The 21,070-nt window shown below is 54.6% G+C and carries 19 protein-coding genes; 7 read left to right on the forward strand and 12 right to left on the reverse strand.

The window, feature by feature from the left end; genetic code table 11:
• Nucleotides 1–11 precede the first annotated feature (11 nt).
• Complete coding sequence (locus AC07NP_RS17830) at nt 12–119, forward strand: protein YohO (RefSeq protein ID WP_192612784.1); 108 nt, start codon at nt 12–14, stop codon at nt 117–119.
• Here AC07NP_RS17830 and AC07NP_RS17835 read toward each other — a convergent pair.
• From AC07NP_RS17835 to bglX, 8 genes are all read right to left on the reverse strand, one after another.
• Nucleotides 100–831, reverse strand: coding sequence for an ABC transporter permease (locus AC07NP_RS17835; protein ID WP_494661267.1), 732 nt, complete (start codon nt 829–831; stop codon nt 100–102). The genes AC07NP_RS17830 and AC07NP_RS17835 overlap by 20 nt on opposite strands.
• Entirely contained in the window at nt 815–1,762 is a 948-nt protein-coding gene (locus tag AC07NP_RS17840) for an ABC transporter ATP-binding protein (protein WP_494661268.1), read from the reverse strand. Before AC07NP_RS17840 ends, AC07NP_RS17835 begins: the two co-directional genes overlap by 17 nt.
• A complete protein-coding gene (locus tag AC07NP_RS17845; protein ID WP_494661269.1) occupies nt 1,755–2,921 on the reverse strand; it encodes an ABC transporter permease in 1,167 nt (388 codons plus the stop codon). The genes AC07NP_RS17840 and AC07NP_RS17845 overlap by 8 nt, the downstream gene beginning before the upstream one ends.
• Before the next feature lie 15 nt (nt 2,922–2,936).
• On the reverse strand, nt 2,937–3,854 hold the full coding sequence (gene osmF, locus AC07NP_RS17850; protein WP_494661270.1) for a glycine betaine ABC transporter substrate-binding protein OsmF: 918 nt from the start codon (nt 3,852–3,854) through the stop codon (nt 2,937–2,939).
• Nucleotides 3,855–3,924: 70 nt separating this feature from the next.
• Nucleotides 3,925–5,172, reverse strand: a complete 1,248-nt coding sequence (locus AC07NP_RS17855; protein WP_494661271.1) for an MFS transporter — start codon at nt 5,170–5,172, stop codon at nt 3,925–3,927.
• 47 nt (nt 5,173–5,219) lie between these two features.
• A complete protein-coding gene (locus tag AC07NP_RS17860) occupies nt 5,220–6,776 on the reverse strand; it encodes an MFS transporter (protein ID WP_203360669.1) in 1,557 nt (518 codons plus the stop codon).
• Between the two features lie 42 nt (nt 6,777–6,818).
• A complete protein-coding gene (locus AC07NP_RS17865) occupies nt 6,819–8,183 on the reverse strand; it encodes a glycoside hydrolase family 28 protein (protein ID WP_494661272.1) in 1,365 nt (454 codons plus the stop codon).
• A 363-nt stretch (nt 8,184–8,546) separates the two neighbouring features.
• Nucleotides 8,547–10,844 (reverse strand): beta-glucosidase BglX, encoded by a 2,298-nt coding sequence (bglX, locus tag AC07NP_RS17870; protein ID WP_494661273.1) that lies wholly within the window; start codon nt 10,842–10,844, stop codon nt 8,547–8,549.
• Between the two features lie 195 nt (nt 10,845–11,039).
• Here bglX and dld point away from each other — a divergent pair, with 195 nt between their 5' ends.
• Nucleotides 11,040–12,746 (forward strand): D-lactate dehydrogenase, encoded by a 1,707-nt coding sequence (dld, locus tag AC07NP_RS17875; RefSeq protein ID WP_494661274.1) that lies wholly within the window; start codon nt 11,040–11,042, stop codon nt 12,744–12,746.
• 45 nt (nt 12,747–12,791) lie between these two features.
• Here the strand turns inward: dld and pbpG are convergent, their stop codons facing one another.
• Nucleotides 12,792–13,739: a D-alanyl-D-alanine endopeptidase gene (pbpG, locus tag AC07NP_RS17880; RefSeq protein ID WP_494661275.1), complete on the reverse strand. Its 948-nt coding sequence runs from the start codon at nt 13,737–13,739 to the stop codon at nt 12,792–12,794.
• Nucleotides 13,740–13,915: 176 nt separating this feature from the next.
• Nucleotides 13,916–14,503: a Yip1 family protein gene (locus AC07NP_RS17885; RefSeq protein WP_494661276.1), complete on the reverse strand. Its 588-nt coding sequence runs from the start codon at nt 14,501–14,503 to the stop codon at nt 13,916–13,918.
• A 165-nt stretch (nt 14,504–14,668) separates the two neighbouring features.
• Between AC07NP_RS17885 and AC07NP_RS17890 the strand changes: the two genes are divergently transcribed.
• Entirely contained in the window at nt 14,669–15,238 is a 570-nt protein-coding gene (locus AC07NP_RS17890; RefSeq protein WP_494661277.1) for a DedA family protein, read from the forward strand.
• Between the two features lie 36 nt (nt 15,239–15,274).
• On the opposite strand, the gene mdtQ is transcribed toward AC07NP_RS17890, so the two are convergent.
• On the reverse strand, nt 15,275–16,714 hold the full coding sequence (gene mdtQ / locus AC07NP_RS17895) for a multidrug resistance outer membrane protein MdtQ (RefSeq protein WP_494661278.1): 1,440 nt from the start codon (nt 16,712–16,714) through the stop codon (nt 15,275–15,277).
• A 219-nt stretch (nt 16,715–16,933) separates the two neighbouring features.
• The gene (gene dusC, locus AC07NP_RS17900; RefSeq protein ID WP_494661279.1) at nt 16,934–17,887 is read right to left on the reverse strand and encodes a tRNA dihydrouridine(16) synthase DusC; all 954 of its coding nucleotides are present in this window, start codon (nt 17,885–17,887) and stop codon (nt 16,934–16,936) included.
• 190 nt (nt 17,888–18,077) lie between these two features.
• Between dusC and AC07NP_RS17905 the strand changes: the two genes are divergently transcribed.
• From AC07NP_RS17905 to sanA, 4 genes are all read left to right on the forward strand, one after another.
• Nucleotides 18,078–18,476: a CidA/LrgA family protein gene (locus AC07NP_RS17905; protein ID WP_203360660.1), complete on the forward strand. Its 399-nt coding sequence runs from the start codon at nt 18,078–18,080 to the stop codon at nt 18,474–18,476.
• Entirely contained in the window at nt 18,473–19,168 is a 696-nt protein-coding gene (locus AC07NP_RS17910) for a CidB/LrgB family autolysis modulator (protein ID WP_494661280.1), read from the forward strand. Before AC07NP_RS17905 ends, AC07NP_RS17910 begins: the two co-directional genes overlap by 4 nt.
• Before the next feature lie 129 nt (nt 19,169–19,297).
• Nucleotides 19,298–20,182: a cytidine deaminase gene (gene cdd, locus AC07NP_RS17915; RefSeq protein ID WP_494661281.1), complete on the forward strand. Its 885-nt coding sequence runs from the start codon at nt 19,298–19,300 to the stop codon at nt 20,180–20,182.
• Between the two features lie 166 nt (nt 20,183–20,348).
• Complete coding sequence (sanA, locus tag AC07NP_RS17920) at nt 20,349–21,068, forward strand: outer membrane permeability protein SanA (protein WP_203361241.1); 720 nt, start codon at nt 20,349–20,351, stop codon at nt 21,066–21,068.
• Nucleotides 21,069–21,070: the final 2 nt, after the last annotated feature.

The raw sequence follows: 21,070 nt of genomic DNA on the forward strand, positions 1-21,070 counted from the left end.
AGGAGTGCATAATGAGCGTAGCTAAAATCGGTGTTATTACCCTCTTCCTGCTGATGGCCATCGGTGGCATTGGCGGCGTCATGCTCGCAGGCTATACGTTTATTTTGCATGCCGGGTAAGGTATTGCCCGAGTCGTTCAAACACGCGATCGACAATAATTGCCGCCAGCGCCACCAGCACCGCCCCCTGAATCACATAGGCTGTGTTAAACCCGCTGAGCCCAATGATAATGGGTGTGCCCAGCGTGCTGGCCCCCACCGTTGAAGCAATGGTCGCCGTTCCGATATTGATAATCACCGATGTCCGAATACCGGACAAAATCACCGGCGCCGCCAACGGAAGCTCAACGCTGCGCAGCTGCTGCCCGCGACTCATCCCCATCCCACGCGCCACGCTGACCACACTCTCCGGGATTGCCCCCAGCCCCGCCAGGGTGGCCTGCAAAACCGGTAACACGCCATACAGGATCAGGGCGATGATCGCCGGTTCCTGACCGAATCCCATCACCGGAACCGCTATCGCCAGCACCGCCACCGGGGGAAAGGTTTGTCCAACCGCCGCAAGGGTTTCAACCAGCGGACGAAATTCGCCCCCCCACGGACGCGTCACTGCAATCCCCGCCCCAACGCCTACCGCCACGGCAACCACGCTCGAAGTACCGACCAGCCAGAAGTGCGCCAACGCCAGCGCGATAAAACTTTCCTGCTGATACACCGGGCGCGGTAATTGGGGAAACAGCGCGCCAAACAGCGCCTGACTGTGCGGCAAACTCACCAGCAACAGCAGAAAAATGACAATGAGCCATAACAGCGGATCACGCAGAAGTTTCATGAGGCAAGGTCTTTGAAAGTAAATCGCGAAAATGGAGCGTCCCGCAGGGAACGCCCTGCTGATTAACCACCGGCAAGACGTCACACCCACCCGCCACAAAGGCGGAAAGCGCGTCACGCAGCGTCATCTCCTCTGCCAGCGCTTCTCCTTCCAGCCGCTCCTGACGCCGGACAAAATCGCCTACATGGCGGAGCGACAGCAGTTGTACGCCAAGCTCGCTGCGGCCAAAAAATTCCTGTACGAAATCACTGGCGGGAGACATCAGCATCTCCAGCGGCGTCCCCTGCTGCACCACTTCACCACCATCCATCAGCACCAGATGCTCAGCGAGGCGTAATGCTTCATCAATGTCGTGCGTCACCAACACAATAGTGCGCCCTAGCAGGCGATGAATGCGGGTCATCTCATGCTGTAACGCGCTGCGTGTCACCGGGTCCAGCGCGCCGAACGGTTCGTCCATTAACAATACCTGCGGATCCGCCGCCAGTGCGCGCGCCACGCCCACCCGCTGCTGTTGACCACCGGAAAGCTGATGGGGATAACGCTCACGCAGTCCCGCCTCTAACCCCAGAAGCGCCATCAATTCCTCTACGCGGTCATCAATTTGCGAACGCGACCATTTCCGCAGTTGCGGAACCGTGGCGATATTCTGCGCCACCGTCCAGTGGGGGAAAAGTCCGATCGACTGGATGGCGTATCCCATACGTCGGCGCAGTTCCAGCACCGGCAGGCTACGAATCTCTTCCCCAGCAAAGCGGATCCGCCCACTGTCATGCTCCACCAGTCGGTTAATCATCTTCAGCGTGGTGGATTTTCCTGAGCCAGACGTTCCAATCAGGACCGAAAAGCTGCCCTCACGGAAATGCAGGTTGAGATCGCTGACGGCCTTTTGTTCGCCAAACGATTTGCTGACATGGCTAAATTCAATCATCGTGTTTGACCTTCAGGAGTGCGTCCAATAAATCGAACAGCGCATCAATAACTATCGCCAGTGCAACGACCGGAACGACCCCCAGCAAGACTAAGTCAACGGCGCTACTGAGCAGTCCCTGAAAGACCAGCGCGCCAAATCCTCCGGCGCCGATAAGCGCGGCGATCACCGCCATTCCGACGGTCTGCACCATCACCACCCGTAAACTGCGCAAGAAAATCGGTAGCGCCAGGGGCAACTGGACATGGATAAAACGCTGACGAAGACTCATCCCCATGGCTCTGGCGCTTTCCAGAACCTCATGCGGCACCTGGTTTAGCCCTGCCACCACACCGCGCACCAGCGGCAATAAGGCATACAGCACCAGTGCGATCAGCGCCGGCGTCAGGCCGGTGCCTGCCACCCCCACGCTCCCCAGCCAGGGAAAGTGCTTCACCAGCCCGGCAAGCGGCGCAATCAACAGGCCAAACAGAGCGACTGAGGGAATGGTCTGGATAACATTCAGTACCGCAAAGACAGCCCCCTGACGCGCGGCTGAGAAATAACAGCCGATCCCCAGCGGTACACCAATCAGCAGCGCAGGCACCACCGTACCGATCAAAAGCGTCAGATGCTGCGCGAAAGCCGCATCAAAGACATCCTGGCGGTTGGCGTACTCTTTCAGTAACGAGAGATCGTTGAAGGTGCCGGAAAACAACAGCGCCAGCGGCACCACCGCGATTTGCGCGTGCAATATCCAGCGCCACAGCGGGTGTACGGTGATACGTCGAATCGCATCGCTACAGGCCAAAAGCGTCATACCCAGCGCCAGCCAAAAACCGCTGCCGAGGCTGGTACGCGCCAGCGGGCTGCCTGTCTGGGCCAGATACGTCGCCGCACTTCCGGCCGCGATGAGCACGCCCGTTAGCAGCAGTTGCACAACCACCAGCGTAGCGACAGAACCGCGTTGACCGGGGAACAGACACAGGGCAAGCAGTAGCGCGAATCCCCCTGGCAGTCCCCATTTAATGTCCGGCCAGATATCCCAGAGCTGACGCCCGTCACCTGACATCAGTCGGTTCGGGGCGTAGTTCACGAAAGGAAGCGCAGCAGCAATGGCGGTCAGGAGAACCAGCAGCAACAGCACACGATTGAGGCTGACGTTTGACACCTTACGCATCGCAGACAAATTCAGTTACTTCACCCACCCTTTTTGCTTCAGGTAGTCTGCCGCCACTTTTTTCGCATCCCGTCCTTCGACGGCAATGCTGGCGTTTAATTGCTGCAACGTTTTCTCATCGAGACTGGCAAATACCGGCTGTAGCCATTCGGCGATTTGCGGATGCGCTTTCAGCACCGCCTCGCGCACCACCGGTGCGGGGGCATAAATCGGTTGAACACCCTTAGGATCGCTCAACGTTTGCAGACCCAGCGCCGCCACCGGCCCATCGGTGCCATACGCCATTGCCGCATTGACGCCGGAGGTTTGCTGGGCGGCGGCTTTAATGGTGACCGCCGTATCGCCACCGGCCAGCGACAGCAGTTGGTTCTGATTTAGTTTAAAATCGTAGGCTTTTTCAAAGGCGGGAAGCGCATCAGTGCGCTCGATAAATTCAGCAGACGCCGCCAGCTTGAATTCACCGCCCTCTTTCAGATAACGCCCCAGATCGGCAAGCGACGCAAGTTTGTGCTTTTCTGCCACGTCCTGACGTACGGCGATGGTCCACGTATTGTTAGCGGGTGCAGGTGTGAGCCAGACCAGTTTATTTTGCTCAGCGTCCAGCTTTTTGACTTTTTCAAAGCCTGCCTGGGCGTTCTTCCACGCCGGATCGTTTTCATCTTTGAAGAAGAAGGCGCCATTACCGGTGTATTCCGGATAAATATCCAGCTCCCCGGAGGTGATCGCCCCGCGCACCACGGGCGTGGTGCCCAGTTGCACTTTATTGACTGTTTTAACGCCGTGGCTTTCCAGCACTTGCAGAATAATATTGCCGAGCAGCGCCCCTTCGGTATCGATCTTCGACCCGACGGTGACAGGAGATGCAGCCTGTAATGGCAGGCTCACTGCCGCGACCAGCGCCAGTGAGCTCAACCATAGCTTTGAGATTGTCATGTCGCTTTCCTCACTCTTTTGCTGCCCTTTTCAGAGACTTGAGGAAAAAGCATAGACGAAAAGTTAGAGGTTAACCTGGAGATTGCGGGTTATCAGGCAATCTCAGCGGGATCGTCAACAGGCTGGCGGCAAAATAGAGAATGGCGATCACCCACAGCGTCCCCTCCACGCCCAACGGCCCGACGCACAGCGTCACAATAAACGGTCCGGCGAAATTACTTAACCCGGACCCCAGGTTCAGACACGAAATGGCCGCCCCTTTATTTTGCGGCAACAACGAGGGGATCAGTGCGCTCAGTGGCCCAAACGCCCCCAGCCCAATCGCATAAATCGACAACGCCAGGAACAGCGCCAGTTCGCTATGACCAAACAACACCGGCGCATAGCAGACCGCCAGCGAGGCAACCCCACACAGCGTGCCGGAAAACCACACCACCGTATTCCGCCAGCCAATGGTATCGCCTAACCAGCCAAACAGATAACTGGAGAAAATATTGATGACGTTGACCAGACCCCAGATAGTCAGCCACTCCGCGATGCTGAAGCCAAACCGGGGCAGGTACACTGGCATCAGGATCACCAGTGAAAACTTACCAATGTCGTTGATGGTTTTCACCACCACCGCCAGACGCATTTTCGGTTCACGCGCCAGTACGGTTATCCCTTCGAGAAGCGCCGGTCCCAGCGCCTGACCGCGCTGCCAGTCGGGACGATCGCGGTTCAGCACCAACGCACAAAACGCGCCGCACAGGACAAAGATAAAGCCACTCAGCAGCGTGTTGGTTTCACCCCATTTCGCAATCATCAGGCTTGAATACCACGGGCCGACGATGGTCATGCCGACACCAAACGCAATCCAGAACCAGGACACCGCGCGCCCCAGGATCCGAATCTCGCAGCGCTGGTTGATCCACACCAGAAACGAGTAGGCGAAAAGCGGGTATGCGACGCCGCGCAGCGCATACGTGGCGACCATCAGCGGGTAGTTGTTTTGCGGTAAGGCAAAAAAGATAAACGGCACAGAACCGATAAAGTACACCGCCGTTGCGACCCACATTAAACGGCGTAATCCCAGAACCCCGGCACCGATGCCGGAAAACCAGGAGATCGCCGCCACGCACAGGCCAAATATGGATGACAACAGGCTGATATCAAACGGAGAGAATCCCCGCTGTTGCAGCATTGAGGAGAGCCAACTTTGTTCTATTGTTGCGCCCGTAATAAAAAGAAATACGCCGATAAATCCCCAGCAAAGTTCGCGAGGTAATCCCATCCGCGCCCATAGCCCTTGTTGCATCACCAGGCTCTGTTCAGTCATTTTGTTCTCTTCCAATAGCAGGCGGACATTGCTGTCCGCCCCGGTATTCAGGCATTTTTAGGTTGGGCAGCTGACTGCGATTTCATGTGGCTGCGGTTGATGTAGCCAACGGTGTTTTCGCCCCAGCACTGCTCGTACGGCATCCCGGTCAGGCTTTCGATAACGGCTTTGTTTTCAGCGCTAACGGTCGCTTTGCTTTCGCCACGCTTGAGACGGGCAACCTCTTCATTGAGGATCGCGTGAGTGCGGCTATTGACCTTGAACTGGAATGCAGACCAGATCCCCCACAGGGTGAGGAGCACCGGCAGGACAATCATGATTATCATGATCATATTGATGGCAGACTCTGGCTGGTTGGTTTGTCCGGAAACAAAACCGGCCATCTGCAGCGCCACACCGACCAGGAAAATGGACAGCGCCTGGGAGGCTTTACGCAGCAGGCTCATGAACCCGGCAAAGATCCCTTCACGACGATTACAGGTGAGGATTTCATCCACGTCAGCTACAAAGGTGTAGTTGTTCCACGGAATGGCATAAATGCCACCGCGCGCCAGACCAGCAATACCCGCCGCCAGATACAGCATTGCCATACTGGTTGAGCCGTTCATCCAGGTGACGGTAAACAGAATGAATGCCAGAACAGCCAGCGCACCCTGAGTGGCAAACGCGCGTGAAGGCGAGAAGCGCAGCGTTAACCAGGTCGCCAGACCCACACCAAAGAATTGCAGACCGTTGATCATTCCCAGCAGGTTTGACGCCGTCACAGAAGAGGTCATCAGCGCGAACACCACAAAATAGGTGAACACGGAGTTGAAGATATCCTGGGCAACAGAGCCCCCCAGATACATCCCCAGATGCGAACGGAAGGTTTTGATTTTCAGCGTGGAGACAAAATCGTAGTAAATATTGTAAATACGGGTGCCGAGAGGCAGTTTTTCCGTCTCATCAATTTTGCGCTCGTTTTGCTCGATCTCTTCCAGGGAGCGTTCCCAGGTTCCGAAATAAACAAAGAACAGCACAATCATGAATGAAACGGTGAAGATAGCGCCCGCATAGAAAAACGAGTCTGACGAATCTGCGCCAAAGTAAGAGATCAGTCGTCCTGGCAGGAACGCCGCGGCAAAACCGGCAAGCTGTGCGATGTACATACGCGCACTGGTCAGTTTTGAGCGTTTGTTAAAGTCGGACGTCATCTCCGCAGAAAGCGTGTCATACGGGATGATGATCATGGAATAGACCACTTCAAACAGGATGTAGACCAGCAGATACATCCAATAGTTGAAGCCTTCCACCCACAGCAGGCTATACACCGCCACCAGCGGAATACTCAGCAGCAGGAAGAAACGGCGGCGACCAAAACGACGGCCCAGACGCGTTTTGTGGAAGTTGTCCGAGATGTATCCCATTAACGGGCACATGATCACATCAACGATACGCGCCACGGCAAACAGTGAACCGGCCTGAATCGGCGTCAGTCCACAAAAGGTGGTTAAAAAGAACAGCAGCCATGCGCTCACCAGAGTGAAGGCGCCGGAGCCAATCACATCTGCAAGACCATAGCAGACGTAGTTGTGCATTTTTATTTCACGAGCTTTTTTTATCATTTTCTATCCCCGGTCACTGAGAAGGCATACAAAGCATTTCCCTCATACAGAGGGAGAATCCGTCAGGCAGTCCTGAACGTTGAGCAATACGATGGGTTGTGTATGCCAGTGAGCAGGCAGCGTTTCAGGGCGGCGAACAGTGATGCCCGACAACCGCAATCCCGTGACGCCGTTGGCGTAAAACACAGGTAATCCGCCGGGGAAGGCTTCAACGCCATGGGCGCGACCTGTCTGCGGGTTAACGTTGTACGCATTATCCAGTCCCATACCCGTTGGGCGTTCTGGATTGCACGGCGGGCGAATGTCGTAGAACCCCTGTTCTTCAGACGTGCTGACCCGTTGTTCGATACTGACCCCATTGAACATGACATCGCGGATCATGCCTGCCGTTTCGCTGTGCAGGTTAATCGCCCCTTCCGCAGTCCCGGCCAGGTTGCTGAAGGTGATGTTTGAAACAATGCCAGGCGTAATGTCAGGCGCGCGATGGCGCACAGAAATGTAGACCGGATCGGCTTTACCCCAATGGCAAGGGTGAGCATGGCAGCAGTCAAAAAGAATGTTGCTGAACACCATCTGCTGAAAACGTCCGCCGTCACGCGACACCAGGCCAATCCCGCGGTTAGACTCAAAAATGGTGCAGTTGGACAGGGTGATATTTTCGATATCGGCAAACGTTTCGGTGCCGATCTTGATGGCGCAGCTTTTCGAACGCACGATGCAGTTATTCACCACAACGTTGCGAATAGGCTGTTGCAGCGAGGCGGGCTTGTTGGTGGTCTTCAGGCAAATACCGTCATCTGCCGCGCTGAAGTAGCTGTCGCTGATATGCACGTGCTGGCAACTGTCGATATCCAGCGCGTCGGTGTTCGGCAGCGTCAGGGAGTTATCAATCGTCAGATTGCGAATATAGACGTGGTTGCAGCTCACCAGATGCGCAGTCCACATCGGGGCATCATACAACGTGATATCGCGAATGCGGATTTGTTCACACCCTTCCAGCACCAGCAAACGTGGGCGTTGGTTTTTCGGCAGTCGATAGCCTTGCGAGTCCGGCTGTGCGGCAAACCAGCTGGCGGCCTCGCCGTCAATGCGACCTTCGCCACTGAGCGTAATGTGGTGTTGGCCACGGGCATAAATCAGCGCCATGCGCGACAGCTCAGCCATCGTGACCGTTTCTACCGTCTGATAATCCTCAGCATCGGCACTTGCAAGCAGGCTCGCTCCAGCCTCGAGATGCAGCGTAAAATTCGAAGGAAGTACCAGCGTACCGGTGCGATAAATTCCAGGCGTGAGGGTAAGCGTACCGCCGCCCGCCCTATCAATCTCGTCAATCATTTGCTGAAGCTGCGTGGTGACCACCGTATTACCGGTTTTATCAAGCGAGCTATTTTCTAAAGAGAGCTTCATAGTCCTACCTGTCACAAGTGTATTGGACGGCATTTAACGAAGTTTTTCTCTCTCTCGCCCGCGACGAAAACCGGCTTTTTGACGTAACAGTGAAACGCTTCACGTCTGGGTAGGTGGAGGCAATAAAAATTTGAACACGCGCACAAAACGCGACAGCAATTTCACCTGAGAGGTGATCTAACGCACAGTTTTAACTTAAATGAAGGGAGCAGGGGATCGCATGTAGAGGTCATTCTTCCTCATACGCAATAAATATCGACGGCCATCACAATTCCATGAAAATCAAAAGAATCGCTATTGCAAACAAGAAAATGTTCAATGCAAAGAAAAAAAGGCTGGTTTCCCAGCCTTTTTGTTTACAGGTTACAGCAGTTCAAACTCGCCTTGTTTTACCCTGGCGGAATCCATGCCGATGAAGACGTTAAACTTACCGGGTTCAGCATCATACTTCATGCTTTGGTTCCAGAACTTCAGCGCGTCGATGTCAATCGGGAAACTGACGGTCTGCGTTTCACCCGGTTTCAGCGTGATTTTCTCAAACCCTTTTAGCTGTTTCACCGGGCGACTCAGGGACGCCGTCACATCCCGCAGATACATCTGAATGACCGTCGCGCCTTCACGCTTGCCGGTATTGGTGACCTGCACGCTGGCGGTGACTGAGCCATCACGTTTCATCGTCGGGGAGGAGAGTTTCACCTCCGACAGCGTAAAGGTGGTGTAACTCAACCCATAGCCAAACGGATATAGCGGGCCGTTCGCCTCATCAAAATAACGCGAGGTGTACTTGTTCGGCTTGTCAGCGTTATACGGGCGACCGGTGTTCAGGTGGCTGTAGTAAACCGGGATCTGCCCGACAGAGCGCGGGAAGGACATCGGCAACTTACCGGAGGGGTTATAGTCGCCAAACAGCACATCGGCGATGGCGTTGCCGCCTTCCGTACCGGCAAACCAGGTCTCCAGAATCGCATCGGCCTGCTGGTCTTCTTTCACAAGCTGCAGCGGACGCCCATTCATCAACACCAGCACCAGCGGTTTACCCGTCGCCTTCAGCGCAGTGATTAAATCACGCTGGCTTTGCGGAATATTGATATCGGTACGGCTGGAGGCTTCGTGAGCCATCCCCTGGGCTTCCCCGACCACGGCGACTACAACGTCCGATTGCTTCGCGGCGGCCACCGCTTCATCAATCATCGCCTGCGGCGAGCGTGGGTCGACCTTCACCGCCTCTTCATACAGATTGAGGAAATCAACAATGCCTTTATCGTTGGTAATGTTCGCCCCTTTGGCGTACACCACTTTTCCTTTATCGCCCAATACATTTTGAATGCCCGTCAGCACCGTCACGGACTGATCGGCAACGCCTGCGGCGGACCAACTGCCCATCACATCACGCTTGCTGTCGGCCAACGGCCCCACCACGGCAATGGTGCCGGATTTTTTCAGCGGCAGCGTTTCAAGACGGTTTTTCAGCAACACCAAGCTCTCGCGGGCAACGTCACGCGCTTCTTTACGGTGCAGACGGCTTTCAGCGTTGGTGTCCTGCGGGTCAGTCTCTTTTGCCCCCAGGTGGCTGTAGGGATCGTTAAACAACCCCATATCGTACTTAACGTTGAGGACGTGACGCGCAGCATCGTCCAGCTCCGCCATCGTCACTTTGCCCGACTTAATCAAACCCGGAAGGTATTTGCTGTAATACTCATCACTCATGCTCATGTTGATACCGGACGTGATCGCCACACGCACAGCATCTTCAGGATCGGCGGCGGTACCGTGCTTAATCAGCTCTTTGATTGCCCCGTGATCGGAAACGGTGATGCCTTTAAAGCCCCACTGATCGCGCAATACCTCTTTCAGCAGCCAGGCATCGGAGGTCGCCGGGGTGCCATTTAATGAGTTAAGCCCCACCATCACCGCGCCGCTTCCGGCATCCAGCCCGGCTTTGTACGGCGGCATATAGTCGTTGAACAGGCGCTGCGGACTCATATCCACCGTGTTGTACTCTTTACCGCCTTCAACCGCACCGTAAGCGGCGAAGTGTTTCACACTGGTCATCACCGAGTAGCGATCCGCCGGGCTTTTGCCCTGCATCGCTTCAACCATGGCTTTGCCCATCGTTTCGGTCAGGTAAGTATCTTCGCCAAACCCTTCAGAAGCCCTGCCCCAACGCGGGTCGCGCGAAACATCCACCATCGGCGCCCAGGTCATATTCAGACCATCATCCGCCGCTTCATAGGCTGAAACGCGTCCCACGGTGTTGACCGCATCCAGATTAAAGGAGGATGCCAGACCAAGGCTGATAGGGAAAACGGTACGCTGGCCGTGCAGCACATCGTAGGCAAAGAACAGAGGAATTTTCAGGCGGCTGAGTTCCATGACCTGATCCTGCATTTTGCGGATATCCTGGCGGGTGACGGTATTAAAAATCGCCCCCACCTGCCCGTCTTTGATCATTTCGCGGATGGCTTCTTTTGGATTGTCCGGACCCACGCTTATCAAACGCAGCTGACCAATCTTTTCATCAACGGTCATTTTGGTGAGCAAATCGGTGACAAACGCGTCCCGCGCTTCAGGTGTTAAGGGATGATTGCCAAACAGCGACTCCGCCAACGCTGGCTGCATGGCCAGACTCACCGCGACACCTACAGAACATAGCCATTTCATGTTGTTTCTCTCTTATTTTTAGCCCGCAGAGGCGGCGAAAATATAGCAAAAACCGGAGTTTGGCATAAGCCTAAACGGGTGAGAAAAAGAAAGCTAAGGTTATTCTCTGATTTTTTCGAAACATTCATGAATGAAATCGTCATACAAAGCGCTATGCTTAACACCGATATTTTGTCCCACCACAAGGAGTGGAAAATGTCTTCCATTACAACAACCGATAATAACGATCTTATTCATGAGCTCGCCCGCCTGGTGGGTCATTCACACCTGCTCACTGACCCGGCTAAAACCGCCCGCTATCGCAAAGGCTTTCGTTCCGGACACGGCGACGCGCTGGCCGTGGTCTTCCCTGGCTCGCTGATGGAACTGTGGCGCGTGCTCAATGCCTGCGTCAACGCCGATAAAATTATTCTGATGCAGGCCGCCAATACCGGGCTGACCGAAGGCTCCACGCCCAGCGGCAATGACTACGACCGGGACATTGTCATTATCAGCACCCTGCGCCTCGACAAACTTCATCTGCTGGATAAAGGCGAGCAGGTGCTGGCGTTTCCTGGCACCACCCTCTACTCGCTGGAAAAAGCGCTTAAGCCCTTTGGTCGCGAACCGCACTCGGTGATTGGCTCCTCCTGCATTGGCGCTTCCGTCATCGGCGGTATCTGTAATAACTCGGGCGGATCGCTGGTGCAGCGTGGCCCGGCCTACACCGAGATGTCACTGTTCGCGCGCATTGATGAACAGGGTAAATTGCAACTCGTTAACCATCTGGGAATCGAGCTGGGCGAGACGCCGGAGCAGATCCTCAGCAAACTGGATGACGAACGCGTCAAAGATGAAGACGTTCGCCATGATGGTCGCCACGCTCATGACCATGATTACGTCACCCGCGTGCGCGATATTGAAGCCGACACCCCCGCACGCTACAACGCCGACCCGGACCGCCTATATGAATCCTCCGGTTGCGCAGGCAAACTGGCCGTATTCGCCGTACGTCTGGACACCTTCCCGGCGGAAAAAAATCAGCAGGTCTTCTACATCGGCACCAACCAGCCGGACGTACTGACGGAGATCCGCCGCCATATCCTGGCGACGTTTGAGAACCTGCCGGTTGCGGGCGAATATATGCATCGCGACATCTATGACATCGCGGAAAAGTACGGCAAAGATACGTTCCTGATGATCGATAAGCTCGGCACCGACAAAATGCCGTTCTTCTTCACTCTGAAAGGCCGCACCGATGCGATGCTGGAAAACGTAAAATTTTTCCGTCCGCACTTCACTGACCGCGCAATGCAAAAGTTCGGTCATCTGTTCCCGAGTCACCTGCCGCCGCGGATGAAAAACTGGCGCGATAAATACGAACATCACCTGTTGTTAAAAATGGCGGGAGACGGTGTAGCGGAAGCGCAAAGCTGGTTGACGGAGTTCTTCAAAACAGCCGAGGGTGACTTTTTCGCCTGTACGCCGGAAGAAGGCAGTAAGGCGTTCCTGCACCGTTTTGCAGCAGCTGGCGCGGCCATTCGTTATCAGGCAGTTCATGCTGATGAGGTAGAGGATATTCTGGCGCTCGACATTGCCCTGCGCCGCAACGACACCGAATGGTATGAGCACCTGCCGCCCGAAATCAGCGATAAACTGGTGCATAAACTCTATTACGGCCATTTCATGTGCTACGTCTTCCACCAGGATTACATCGTGAAGAAAGGCGTCGATGCGCATGCGTTAAAAGAGCAGATGCTGGAACTTCTCCAGCAGCGCGGGGCGCAATACCCGGCGGAACATAACGTAGGGCATCTGTATAAGGCGCCAGAAACGCTCACGCGTTTTTATCGTGAAAACGACCCGACGAATAGCATGAATCCGGGTATCGGTAAGACAAGTAAGCAGAAGTTCTGGAAGTGAAGTGATTGCCCGAGAGCGTAGCGCTCTCGGGCATACTGAAACACATTAATCGTTCTGTGCCGTTTGCTCGCTCTTATTGGCACCTGCGGCGGCCATCTGTGCGGCTTTTTGCTTCTTATAACTCAGCGCCGCTGGCGGAACCGGCATGACTTTGCCGGTTTCAATCCACGTACGTAAACGGCTGGCATCGGCAAAGTGGGTATATTTGCCGAACGCATCCATCACTACCAGCGCCACCGGTTTGTTCTTAATGGTGGTGCGCATCACCAGGCAGTGACCCGCCGCGTTGGTGAAGCCTGTTTTGGTCAACTGAATATTCCAGTTATCGCGATACACCAGATGGTTCGTGTTGCGGAATGGCAGCGTGTAGGCCGGGTTGGCAAACGTGGCCATGTCTTCGCGGGTAGTGCTCAACTGTCCCAGCAGCGGATACTGTTTGCTGGCAATCAGCAGCTTTGTTAAGTCGCGGGCCGTTGAGACGTTATGAATGGACAACCCCGTTGGTTCCACAAACCGCGTGTGGGTCATGCCCAACGCTTTGGCTTTGGCATTCATCGCTTTGATAAACGCGTTATAGCCGCCCGGATAATGGTGCGCCAGGCTTGCCGCCGCGCGGTTTTCCGAGGACATCAGCGCCAGCAGCAGCATATCTTTACGGCTAATTTCACTGTTCAGACGCACGCGGGAGTATATCCCTTTCATTTCTGGCGTCTGGCTGATATCCACTTTCAGTTTTTCGTTCAGCGGCAGCTGCGCATCAAGCACCACCATCGCCGTCATTAATTTGGTTATCGACGCTATCGGACGCACAAGGTCAGGATGGTTCGAATAGATCACTTTGTTGGTATTTAAATCAACAATCATCGCGCTACCAGACGCAATCTCAGGTTGAGACGCTGTTGTGGTAGCCGCCGTTTTCGCCACAGCCTGCGGCGCAAAAGGGACAGCCAGCATCAGGGCAAGGCTTAGTATTGAAACTCGGAATTTCAGCATGATGAGATTTCTGATAATGGTTCACGCACGTCACAACGCGCACCGCCGGAGTTAAGTATAAACTCAAGCTAGCTCAGGCATCATAGCGATCGGGCAGGTTTGCCGCCACAGAAGAATCGTCAACAAATGCTGCGTTGCTGACTTTTACGCCAGCAACGCCATTGAAGAAGATTAAATCAGAATAACCGGTACCCGTAGCCCCACAGGATCACCGTGATAGCTAACAGGACCTCCAGCACCAGCACGCCGATAGCCAGCGTCGAACTGGAAAAGCTCAGCCCTTCCTCTTTGTTAATGTTCAGGAATGTCGGGACACCGAGGTACAACAAATAACCGGTGTAGAACAACGCGATGGTACCGACCAGCGCACACAGCCATACCAGCGGATATAGCGCGACAAAACCGCTCAGGAAAAGCGGCGTAGCGACATAGCCGGCAAAGACCATGCAGTGCGCCAGAGAAGGACGTTGCGGATAGTTTCGCGCCATCCACCAGATGATCCGGCCCATTACCGCCACCCCTGCCAGCATGACCGCGTAAAAAACAATGGCCAGTGCAAAACCGGTAAACAGAGAGAGCTGAAACACATTGCCATCGCCAAAATTCCAGCCAATTTGCGTGGTGCCAATAAATGCGCAAATCACCGGGATTGCCGCCATCATCAGGACATGGTGGGTGTAGTGGTGCGAAATGGTTTCGTTCTCACTTTTGATCACGTGCATTTCACGATCGGGATGGGAAAACAGCCCCCAGACATGGTTCATACCGCCCCCCTTCTTGTCAGCTCCGGACCTCAACACTTCAAGTATAATTCAGCTTTCGATTATTTTATGTACAGCCCACGAAATACCGGTCCGCTGAACGGGCGCTTTTCCGGTCATAAAGATTCATAAGGTGTATGCTAAAGATTGTGGAGGTCATACCGACGTATGGATATAAACAGTCTTATCGCGCATTACGGCTATGCCGCGCTGGTCATTGGCAGTCTGGCCGAAGGCGAAACCATCACCCTGTTAGGGGGTGTTGCCGCTCATCAGGGGTTGCTCAAATTTCCGTTGGTCGTCATCTCCGTTGCGCTCGGCGGCATGATCGGCGATCAGGTCCTTTATTTAGTGGGGCGTCGATTTGGTGGGAAACTGCTGCGCCGCTTCTCACGTCACCGCAGCAAAATTCATTACGCGCAAAAGATGATCCAACGCCGCCCTTACCTGTTTGTGATCGGTACACGATTCATGTACGGATTTCGCGTCATCGGCCCGCTTCTGATTGGCGCCAGCCATCTACCGCCAAAGATCTTTCTGCCGCTGAATATTCTGGGCGCGCTGATTTGGGCGCTGCTGTTTACGGCTCTGGGCTATCTCGGCGGCGAAGTGATTGCACCCTGGCTGCACCATCTCGATCAGCACATCAAACATGGGGTCTGGCTGGTGCTGATCGTCGGACTGGTGGTGGGGACACGCTGGTGGCTGAAACGGCGCAGCAAGCAAAAAGTGCAATAAAGGCAGCCGACAGCCCGCGCTGACGGCTGCTGGCTGTCAGCTTGTGTGGTAGCCCCCGCCTAATGCGCTGGTCAGTTGAACAGAGGCATCAAGCCACTGGCCTTGTAAAATCAGGCCATTGCAATGCTCGCGCAGCGCCGGGATCTTCGCCTGACTGACCCGCGAACCGGCAATGATACCGGCATTGAAACGCGCCTGCGCCAGTCCAACAACCCGTTGAGCATCATGTTCAATCTGCATCTGGTGTTGGTTTTTTGCCGCCATCGTTTCAACCTGACTTGCCGCGCGCGTCACGTCATTCACCGCATCAACCACCGCTTTGTTGTAATTCGCTATTGAGAGGTTACTCTGCGCCCTGGCGATATCGAGATTCGCATTCAGCCTGCCACTGTCGAATATCGGCAGCGTCAGCCCGGCAGTGACGCCCATTTGTTGCGCTGAACTGCGGAACAGGTCGCTCATGTGCAGAGCATCCTGCTGCAGAAAGGCCATCAGGTTGATATCAGGATAAAAGGCCGCTTTCGCCGCGTCGACGCTGCCCAGAGAGGACTCAATGTACCAGTGCGCCGCCTGCAGATCCGCCCGACGAGCCAGTAATGAGTATCCTAACTGCGCGGGTAATGCGCTTTCCACCTTCGGCAGCGCAACCGCATGCAGCGTCAGCGGCGTGGATTGCTGATGGGTTAGCGCCGCCAGCCTTGCCTCAATGATTTTCATTTTACCGGCGGCATCACTGAGCTGTTGCTGCGTTTTGCTGTCGTCTATGTCCGTCTCCACGCCTTCCACGGAGGAGGTAATGCCGTTTTGATACAACTGGCGGTCAGCCGTAATGATGTTTTTTTGCTCTTGTTCAATCTCCGTTAACACGTTGCTCAGCGCCGCCTGGGTTTGCCACTCCCAGTATAAACGCGTCACCCCGCTCGCCAGCAGTTGACGAGTCTGTTCCTGCTCGGCTTCACGCGCTTTGACGGTGCCAATCCGCGCCGTCACTTCTGCCCGGTTTTTGCCCCACAAATCCAGGTTCCAGCCTGCCGTTAGCCCAAATGTCCCGTTGGTGTACCACGGGCCGGTCGTGCCCGCAGCGGGATCGCTGCTGGCAAAGGGCCCCATCACCCCTTCAGCTGACATTTTCTGCCGCTCTGCATTCGCCGAGAAATCGATCTGCGGTCCGTCCTGCACTTCAACAGCCTTGGCCTGCGCCTCCGCTAATTGAATGCGCTGCTCTGCCACCTGCATATCTGGCGCATGTGCCAGCGCACTCTCAATCAGCGCATTCAGTTGAGGATCCTGATAAGCCCGCCACCACTGGCTGTCCGGCCAACCGTTTTTTAATGCTGCCGGTAATGCAGATTCAACGTGTGAAGTGGGCACCTGCTGCGCCAGCGTCTGGCGGTTGTCGTGCATCGGGGCGCATCCCGCAAGTGCAATAATTAGCGGCAAACACGCGGTCGCAACAAAAGGAGAATAACAATTCATGGGGGTGTTCTGGTGAGAAAAGGTGCGCAGAGATTACGTGGTGTCGCATCTTTTTTTTTAGTTACGCGTGGCAATACATCTTTGGAAAATAAAAGAAATAATCAGAAAAATATATTCAGCTTAAATGAATATTTAAAAATTATTTAAATGATAAATAAATATAGACCCCATTTTGTTCCCCTTATTTGCCCAATCCGCCGATGCGCCATCGGCCATGTCTCATGGCCGCAACGACGCAATATCAATGGACTGGATCGCACGGGCAATATCCGGTGAATTATTGAGAGAACGAATCTCCTGAAAAAGTGCTGTCGCTTCTGAGTACTCTTTACGTAAATACCCCAGCCACTGTTTGATGCGCGCCACGTGATACAGCCCGGTATCGCCTTGCTTTTCCAGTCGGCTATATTTCTGCAGCAGAACAACCACGTCAGGCCACGGCATACGCGGTTCGTTATATTTCACGACACGACTCAGGTTGGGAATATTTAATGCCCCTCGCCCCATCATCACCGCGTCGCAACCGCTGACTGCCATACAGTCCTGCGCACTTTGCCAGTCCCAGATCTCACCGTTGGCGATAACCGGAATCGTTAACCGCTGTCGGATTTCGCCAATCGCCTGCCAGTCAATGTGCTCCGCTTTATACCCTTGTTCTTTCGTGCGACCGTGTACCGCCAGTTCGCTCGCACCCGCCTGCTGTACCGCATCGGCAATTTCGAATTTTCTGTCGCCGCTGTCCCAGCCAAGACGTATTTTAACCGTCACGGGCAGATGTGCCGGTACTGCCTCACGCATCGCCTTTGCCCCCTGATAGATAAGTTCAGGATCTTTGAGCAAGGTTGCACCGCCACCGCTGCCATTAACCAGCTTTGACGGACAGCCGCAGTTAAGATCAACGCCATACGATCCTAACTCCACCGCGCGCGCGGCATTTTCCGCCAGCCATTGCGGATATTGCCCCAGAAGCTGTATGCGCACCAATGTGCCCGAGGGTGTCCGGCTGGCATTGAGCAGTTCCGGGCAAATACGGTGGAATACTTTCTCAGGCAAGAGTTGATCCACCACGCGCAAAAATTCCGTGATGCACAGATCGTAGTCGTTCACGTCGGTCAGGAGCTCGCGCACCAAAGAATCAAGCACGCCTTCCATCGGCGCCAGCAAAACACGCATATCGTTACCCGCAAAAAAAGAGGCGCTATGGTAGCGTCTCTCCAGGGCGGTTTAAAGTCTCTCCGCTATGATCTTTATGACGCAACGTTCCCGTTGTCTATATTCACCATGCTCAGAATTCATGATGTGATCGGTAGCACATTTTAAAGTTTAATTGTATGATGAATACCTCTCATCAAGGACGTTTACTATGAGTAAATCACTGAATATTGTCTGGCAATATTTACGCGCATTTGTGCTGATCTATGCCTGCTTATATGCCGGTATTTTTATTGCGTCGCTGCTTCCCATTACGATTCCCGGCAGCATCATCGGCATGCTGATCCTCTTCGTTTTACTGGCACTGCAAATTCTGCCGGCTAAATGGGTCAACCCGGGCTGCTACGTGCTGATTCGCTATATGGCATTACTTTTCGTTCCCATTGGCGTTGGCGTAATGCAGTACTTTGACCTGCTACGCGCGCAGTTTGGGCCTGTCATTGTCTCTTGCGCGATAAGTACGCTGGTCGTCTTTCTGGTGGTTAGCTGGAGCTCGCATATTGTGCATGGCGAACGAAAAGTGATTGGGCATAAAGGATCAAAACAATGATGTCGTACATCTGGTGGTCATTACCTCTGACACTGGCGGTGTTTTTTGCAGCACGCAAACTGGCGGTACGTTTTAAGATGCCATTGCTGAACCCGCTGCTGGTCGCCATGGTGGTCATCATTCCGTTGCTTATCCTCACCGGGACGCCTTACGAACACTATTTTCAGGGCAGCAAAGTGCTGAACGACCTGCTGCAACCTGCTGTGGTCGCGCTGGCCTATCCGCTTTATGAGCAACTGCACCAGATCCGCGCCCGCTGGAAATCCATCATCACTATCTGTTTCTTTGGCAGCGTGGTCGCCATGGTGACGGGCACGTCGGTGGCCTTGTTAATGGGCGCCACGCCTGAAATCGCCGCATCGGTATTGCCTAAATCTGTCACCACGCCTATCGCGATGGCGGTTGGGGGGAGTCTTGGCGGCATTCCGGCGATCAGCGCCGTATGCGTGATATTTGTCGGGATCCTCGGAGCCGTCTTTGGTCATACGCTGTTAAACGCCATGCGGATCCGTACTAAAGCCGCGCGCGGGCTGGCAATGGGAACCGCATCACATGCCCTCGGCACTTCACGTTGTGCTGAGCTGGATTACCAGGAAGGCGCCTTTAGTTCGCTGGCGCTGGTGATTTGCGGGATCATCACATCGCTTTTGGCTCCCTTTTTGTTTCCTGTCATTCTGGCCGTGGTGGGTTAAAATTTGCGATGCGTCGCGCATTTTTAGTTTAAGTTTCATAAGTTGCACAAGTAATGAGATATGAATCACATATAAAGCGGTAACAGGCCCGTACACTACCATTCCATTACATTGTTATGAGGCAACGCTATGCATCCACGTTTTCAAACTGCTTTTGCCCAACTAGCGGATAATTTGCAATCAGCGCTGGCACCACTTCTGGCGGATAAGCATTTCCCCGCCATGCTGAGTGCGGAGCAGGTCTCGACGCTTAAAAGTGAATCGGGGCTGGACGAAGACGCGCTGGCTTTCGCGCTCCTGCCGCTGGCTGCCGCCTGCGCGCGTACCGACCTTTCCCATTTTAACGTTGGCGCCGTGGCGCGCGGCGTCAGTGGGAGATGGTATTTCGGTGGGAACATGGAGTTCCTGGGGGCCACCATGCAGCAAACCGTCCATGCCGAACAAAGCGCCATCAGCCACGCCTGGTTACGCGGCGAAAAAGCCCTTGCCGCCATTACCGTCAACTACACCCCGTGTGGTCACTGCCGTCAGTTTATGAACGAACTGAACAGCGGACTGGATCTGCGCATTCACCTGCCAGGCCGCGAGCCGCACACGCTGCGTCACTATTTGCCAGACGCTTTCGGCCCGAAAGATCTGGAGATCAAAACGCTGCTGATGGACGAACAAGATCACGGCTTCGCCCTGAAAGGCGACGCGCTGACTCAGGAAGCGATTCGCGCAGCCAACCGATGCCATATGCCCTACAGCAACTCCCCGAGCGGTGTGGCGCTGGAGTGCAAAGACGGGCGTATTTTCACCGGTAGCTATGCTGAAAACGCCGCCTTTAACCCAACGCTGCCGCCTCTGCAAGGCGCATTAAACCTGCTGAATCTGAACGGTTACGACTATCCGGATATCCAGCGTGCAATTCTGGCAGAGAAAGCGGATGCGCCGTTGATTCAATGGGATGCCACCGCCGCGACGCTGAAAGCGTTGGGCTGCGACAACATCGAGCGCGTACTGCTGGCGTAAATCGTTGTGCCCGGTGGCGCAAGCTTACCGGGCCTGAAACGGCAAGCCCCGTCCGGCAACGTTGAAGTCTGTCGAAAATCCCCGCAATCAGACTACCGTTTCTTGCGCAACGCCGCTGGGTAAAGTAGCCTGATTGAAAATTCTTCCTTTTATCGAGTTCTTCGCAATGTTAAAGCGTCTGTTTTACAGCCTGTTAGTCCTGGTCGGCTTGCTGCTGTTAACTGCGCTTGGCCTCGACAGATGGATGAGCTGGAAAACGGCCCCGTACATCTATGACGAATTGCAGGACCTGCCCTATCGCCAGGTTGGCGTGGTCTTAGGCACCGCCAAATACTATCGCACCGGCGTGATTAATCAGTATTACCGCTACCGTATTCAGGGCGCGCTTAACGCCTACAACAGCGGTAAGGTTAACTACCTCCTGCTTAGCGGCGACAACGCGCTGCAAAGCTATAACGAGCCGATGACGATGCGTAAAGATCTCATCGCAGCAGGCGTTGATCCTGCCGATATCGTGCTCGATTACGCGGGCTTTCGCACGCTGGACTCGATTGTGCGCACCCGCAAGGTCTTTGATACCAACGATTTCATCATCATCACTCAGCGCTTCCACTGTGAACGCGCCTTATTCATTGCGCTGCATATGGGAATACAGGCGCAGTGCTACGCAGTGCCTTCGCCAAAAGATATGCTCACCGTCCGGGTGCGCGAATTCGGCGCGCGTTTTGGCGCGCTGGCCGACCTCTATCTCTTCAAGCGTGAACCGCGCTTTTTAGGCCCGCTGGTGCCCATTCCCGCTATGCATCAGGTCCCTGACGATGCACAGGGTTATCCGGCGGTAACGCCTGAGCAACTGCTGGAATTACAAAAGAAACAAGGAAAATAAGC

It is taken from the genome of Citrobacter sp. GW821-FHT07H02 (genome assembly GCF_059418505.1).

Bases quoted from the DNA above. Each gene is read 5' to 3' on its own strand.
- AC07NP_RS17845 (WP_494661269.1), bottom strand. From the start codon at position 2,921: ATGCGTAAGGTGTCAAACGTCAGCCTCAATCGTGTGCTGTTGCTGCTG.
- AC07NP_RS17855 (WP_494661271.1), bottom strand. From the start codon at position 5,172: ATGACTGAACAGAGCCTGGTGATGCAACAAGGGCTATGGGCGCGGATG.
- bglX (WP_494661273.1), bottom strand. From the start codon at position 10,844: ATGAAATGGCTATGTTCTGTAGGTGTCGCGGTGAGTCTGGCCATGCAG.
- AC07NP_RS17865 (WP_494661272.1), bottom strand. From the start codon at position 8,183: ATGAAGCTCTCTTTAGAAAATAGCTCGCTTGATAAAACCGGTAATACG.
- pbpG (WP_494661275.1), bottom strand. From the start codon at position 13,739: ATGCTGAAATTCCGAGTTTCAATACTAAGCCTTGCCCTGATGCTGGCT.
- AC07NP_RS17885 (WP_494661276.1), bottom strand. From the start codon at position 14,503: ATGAACCATGTCTGGGGGCTGTTTTCCCATCCCGATCGTGAAATGCAC.
- sanA (WP_203361241.1), top strand. From the start codon at position 20,349: ATGTTAAAGCGTCTGTTTTACAGCCTGTTAGTCCTGGTCGGCTTGCTG.
- dusC (WP_494661279.1), bottom strand. From the start codon at position 17,887: ATGCGTGTTTTGCTGGCGCCGATGGAAGGCGTGCTTGATTCTTTGGTG.
- AC07NP_RS17890 (WP_494661277.1), top strand. From the start codon at position 14,669: ATGGATATAAACAGTCTTATCGCGCATTACGGCTATGCCGCGCTGGTC.
- dld (WP_494661274.1), top strand. From the start codon at position 11,040: ATGTCTTCCATTACAACAACCGATAATAACGATCTTATTCATGAGCTC.
- AC07NP_RS17840 (WP_494661268.1), bottom strand. From the start codon at position 1,762: ATGATTGAATTTAGCCATGTCAGCAAATCGTTTGGCGAACAAAAGGCC.
- AC07NP_RS17830 (WP_192612784.1), top strand. From the start codon at position 12: ATGAGCGTAGCTAAAATCGGTGTTATTACCCTCTTCCTGCTGATGGCC.
- osmF (WP_494661270.1), bottom strand. From the start codon at position 3,854: ATGACAATCTCAAAGCTATGGTTGAGCTCACTGGCGCTGGTCGCGGCA.
- AC07NP_RS17860 (WP_203360669.1), bottom strand. From the start codon at position 6,776: ATGATAAAAAAAGCTCGTGAAATAAAAATGCACAACTACGTCTGCTAT.
- mdtQ (WP_494661278.1), bottom strand. From the start codon at position 16,714: ATGAATTGTTATTCTCCTTTTGTTGCGACCGCGTGTTTGCCGCTAATT.
- AC07NP_RS17905 (WP_203360660.1), top strand. From the start codon at position 18,078: ATGAGTAAATCACTGAATATTGTCTGGCAATATTTACGCGCATTTGTG.
- cdd (WP_494661281.1), top strand. From the start codon at position 19,298: ATGCATCCACGTTTTCAAACTGCTTTTGCCCAACTAGCGGATAATTTG.
- AC07NP_RS17835 (WP_494661267.1), bottom strand. From the start codon at position 831: ATGAAACTTCTGCGTGATCCGCTGTTATGGCTCATTGTCATTTTTCTG.
- AC07NP_RS17910 (WP_494661280.1), top strand. From the start codon at position 18,473: ATGATGTCGTACATCTGGTGGTCATTACCTCTGACACTGGCGGTGTTT.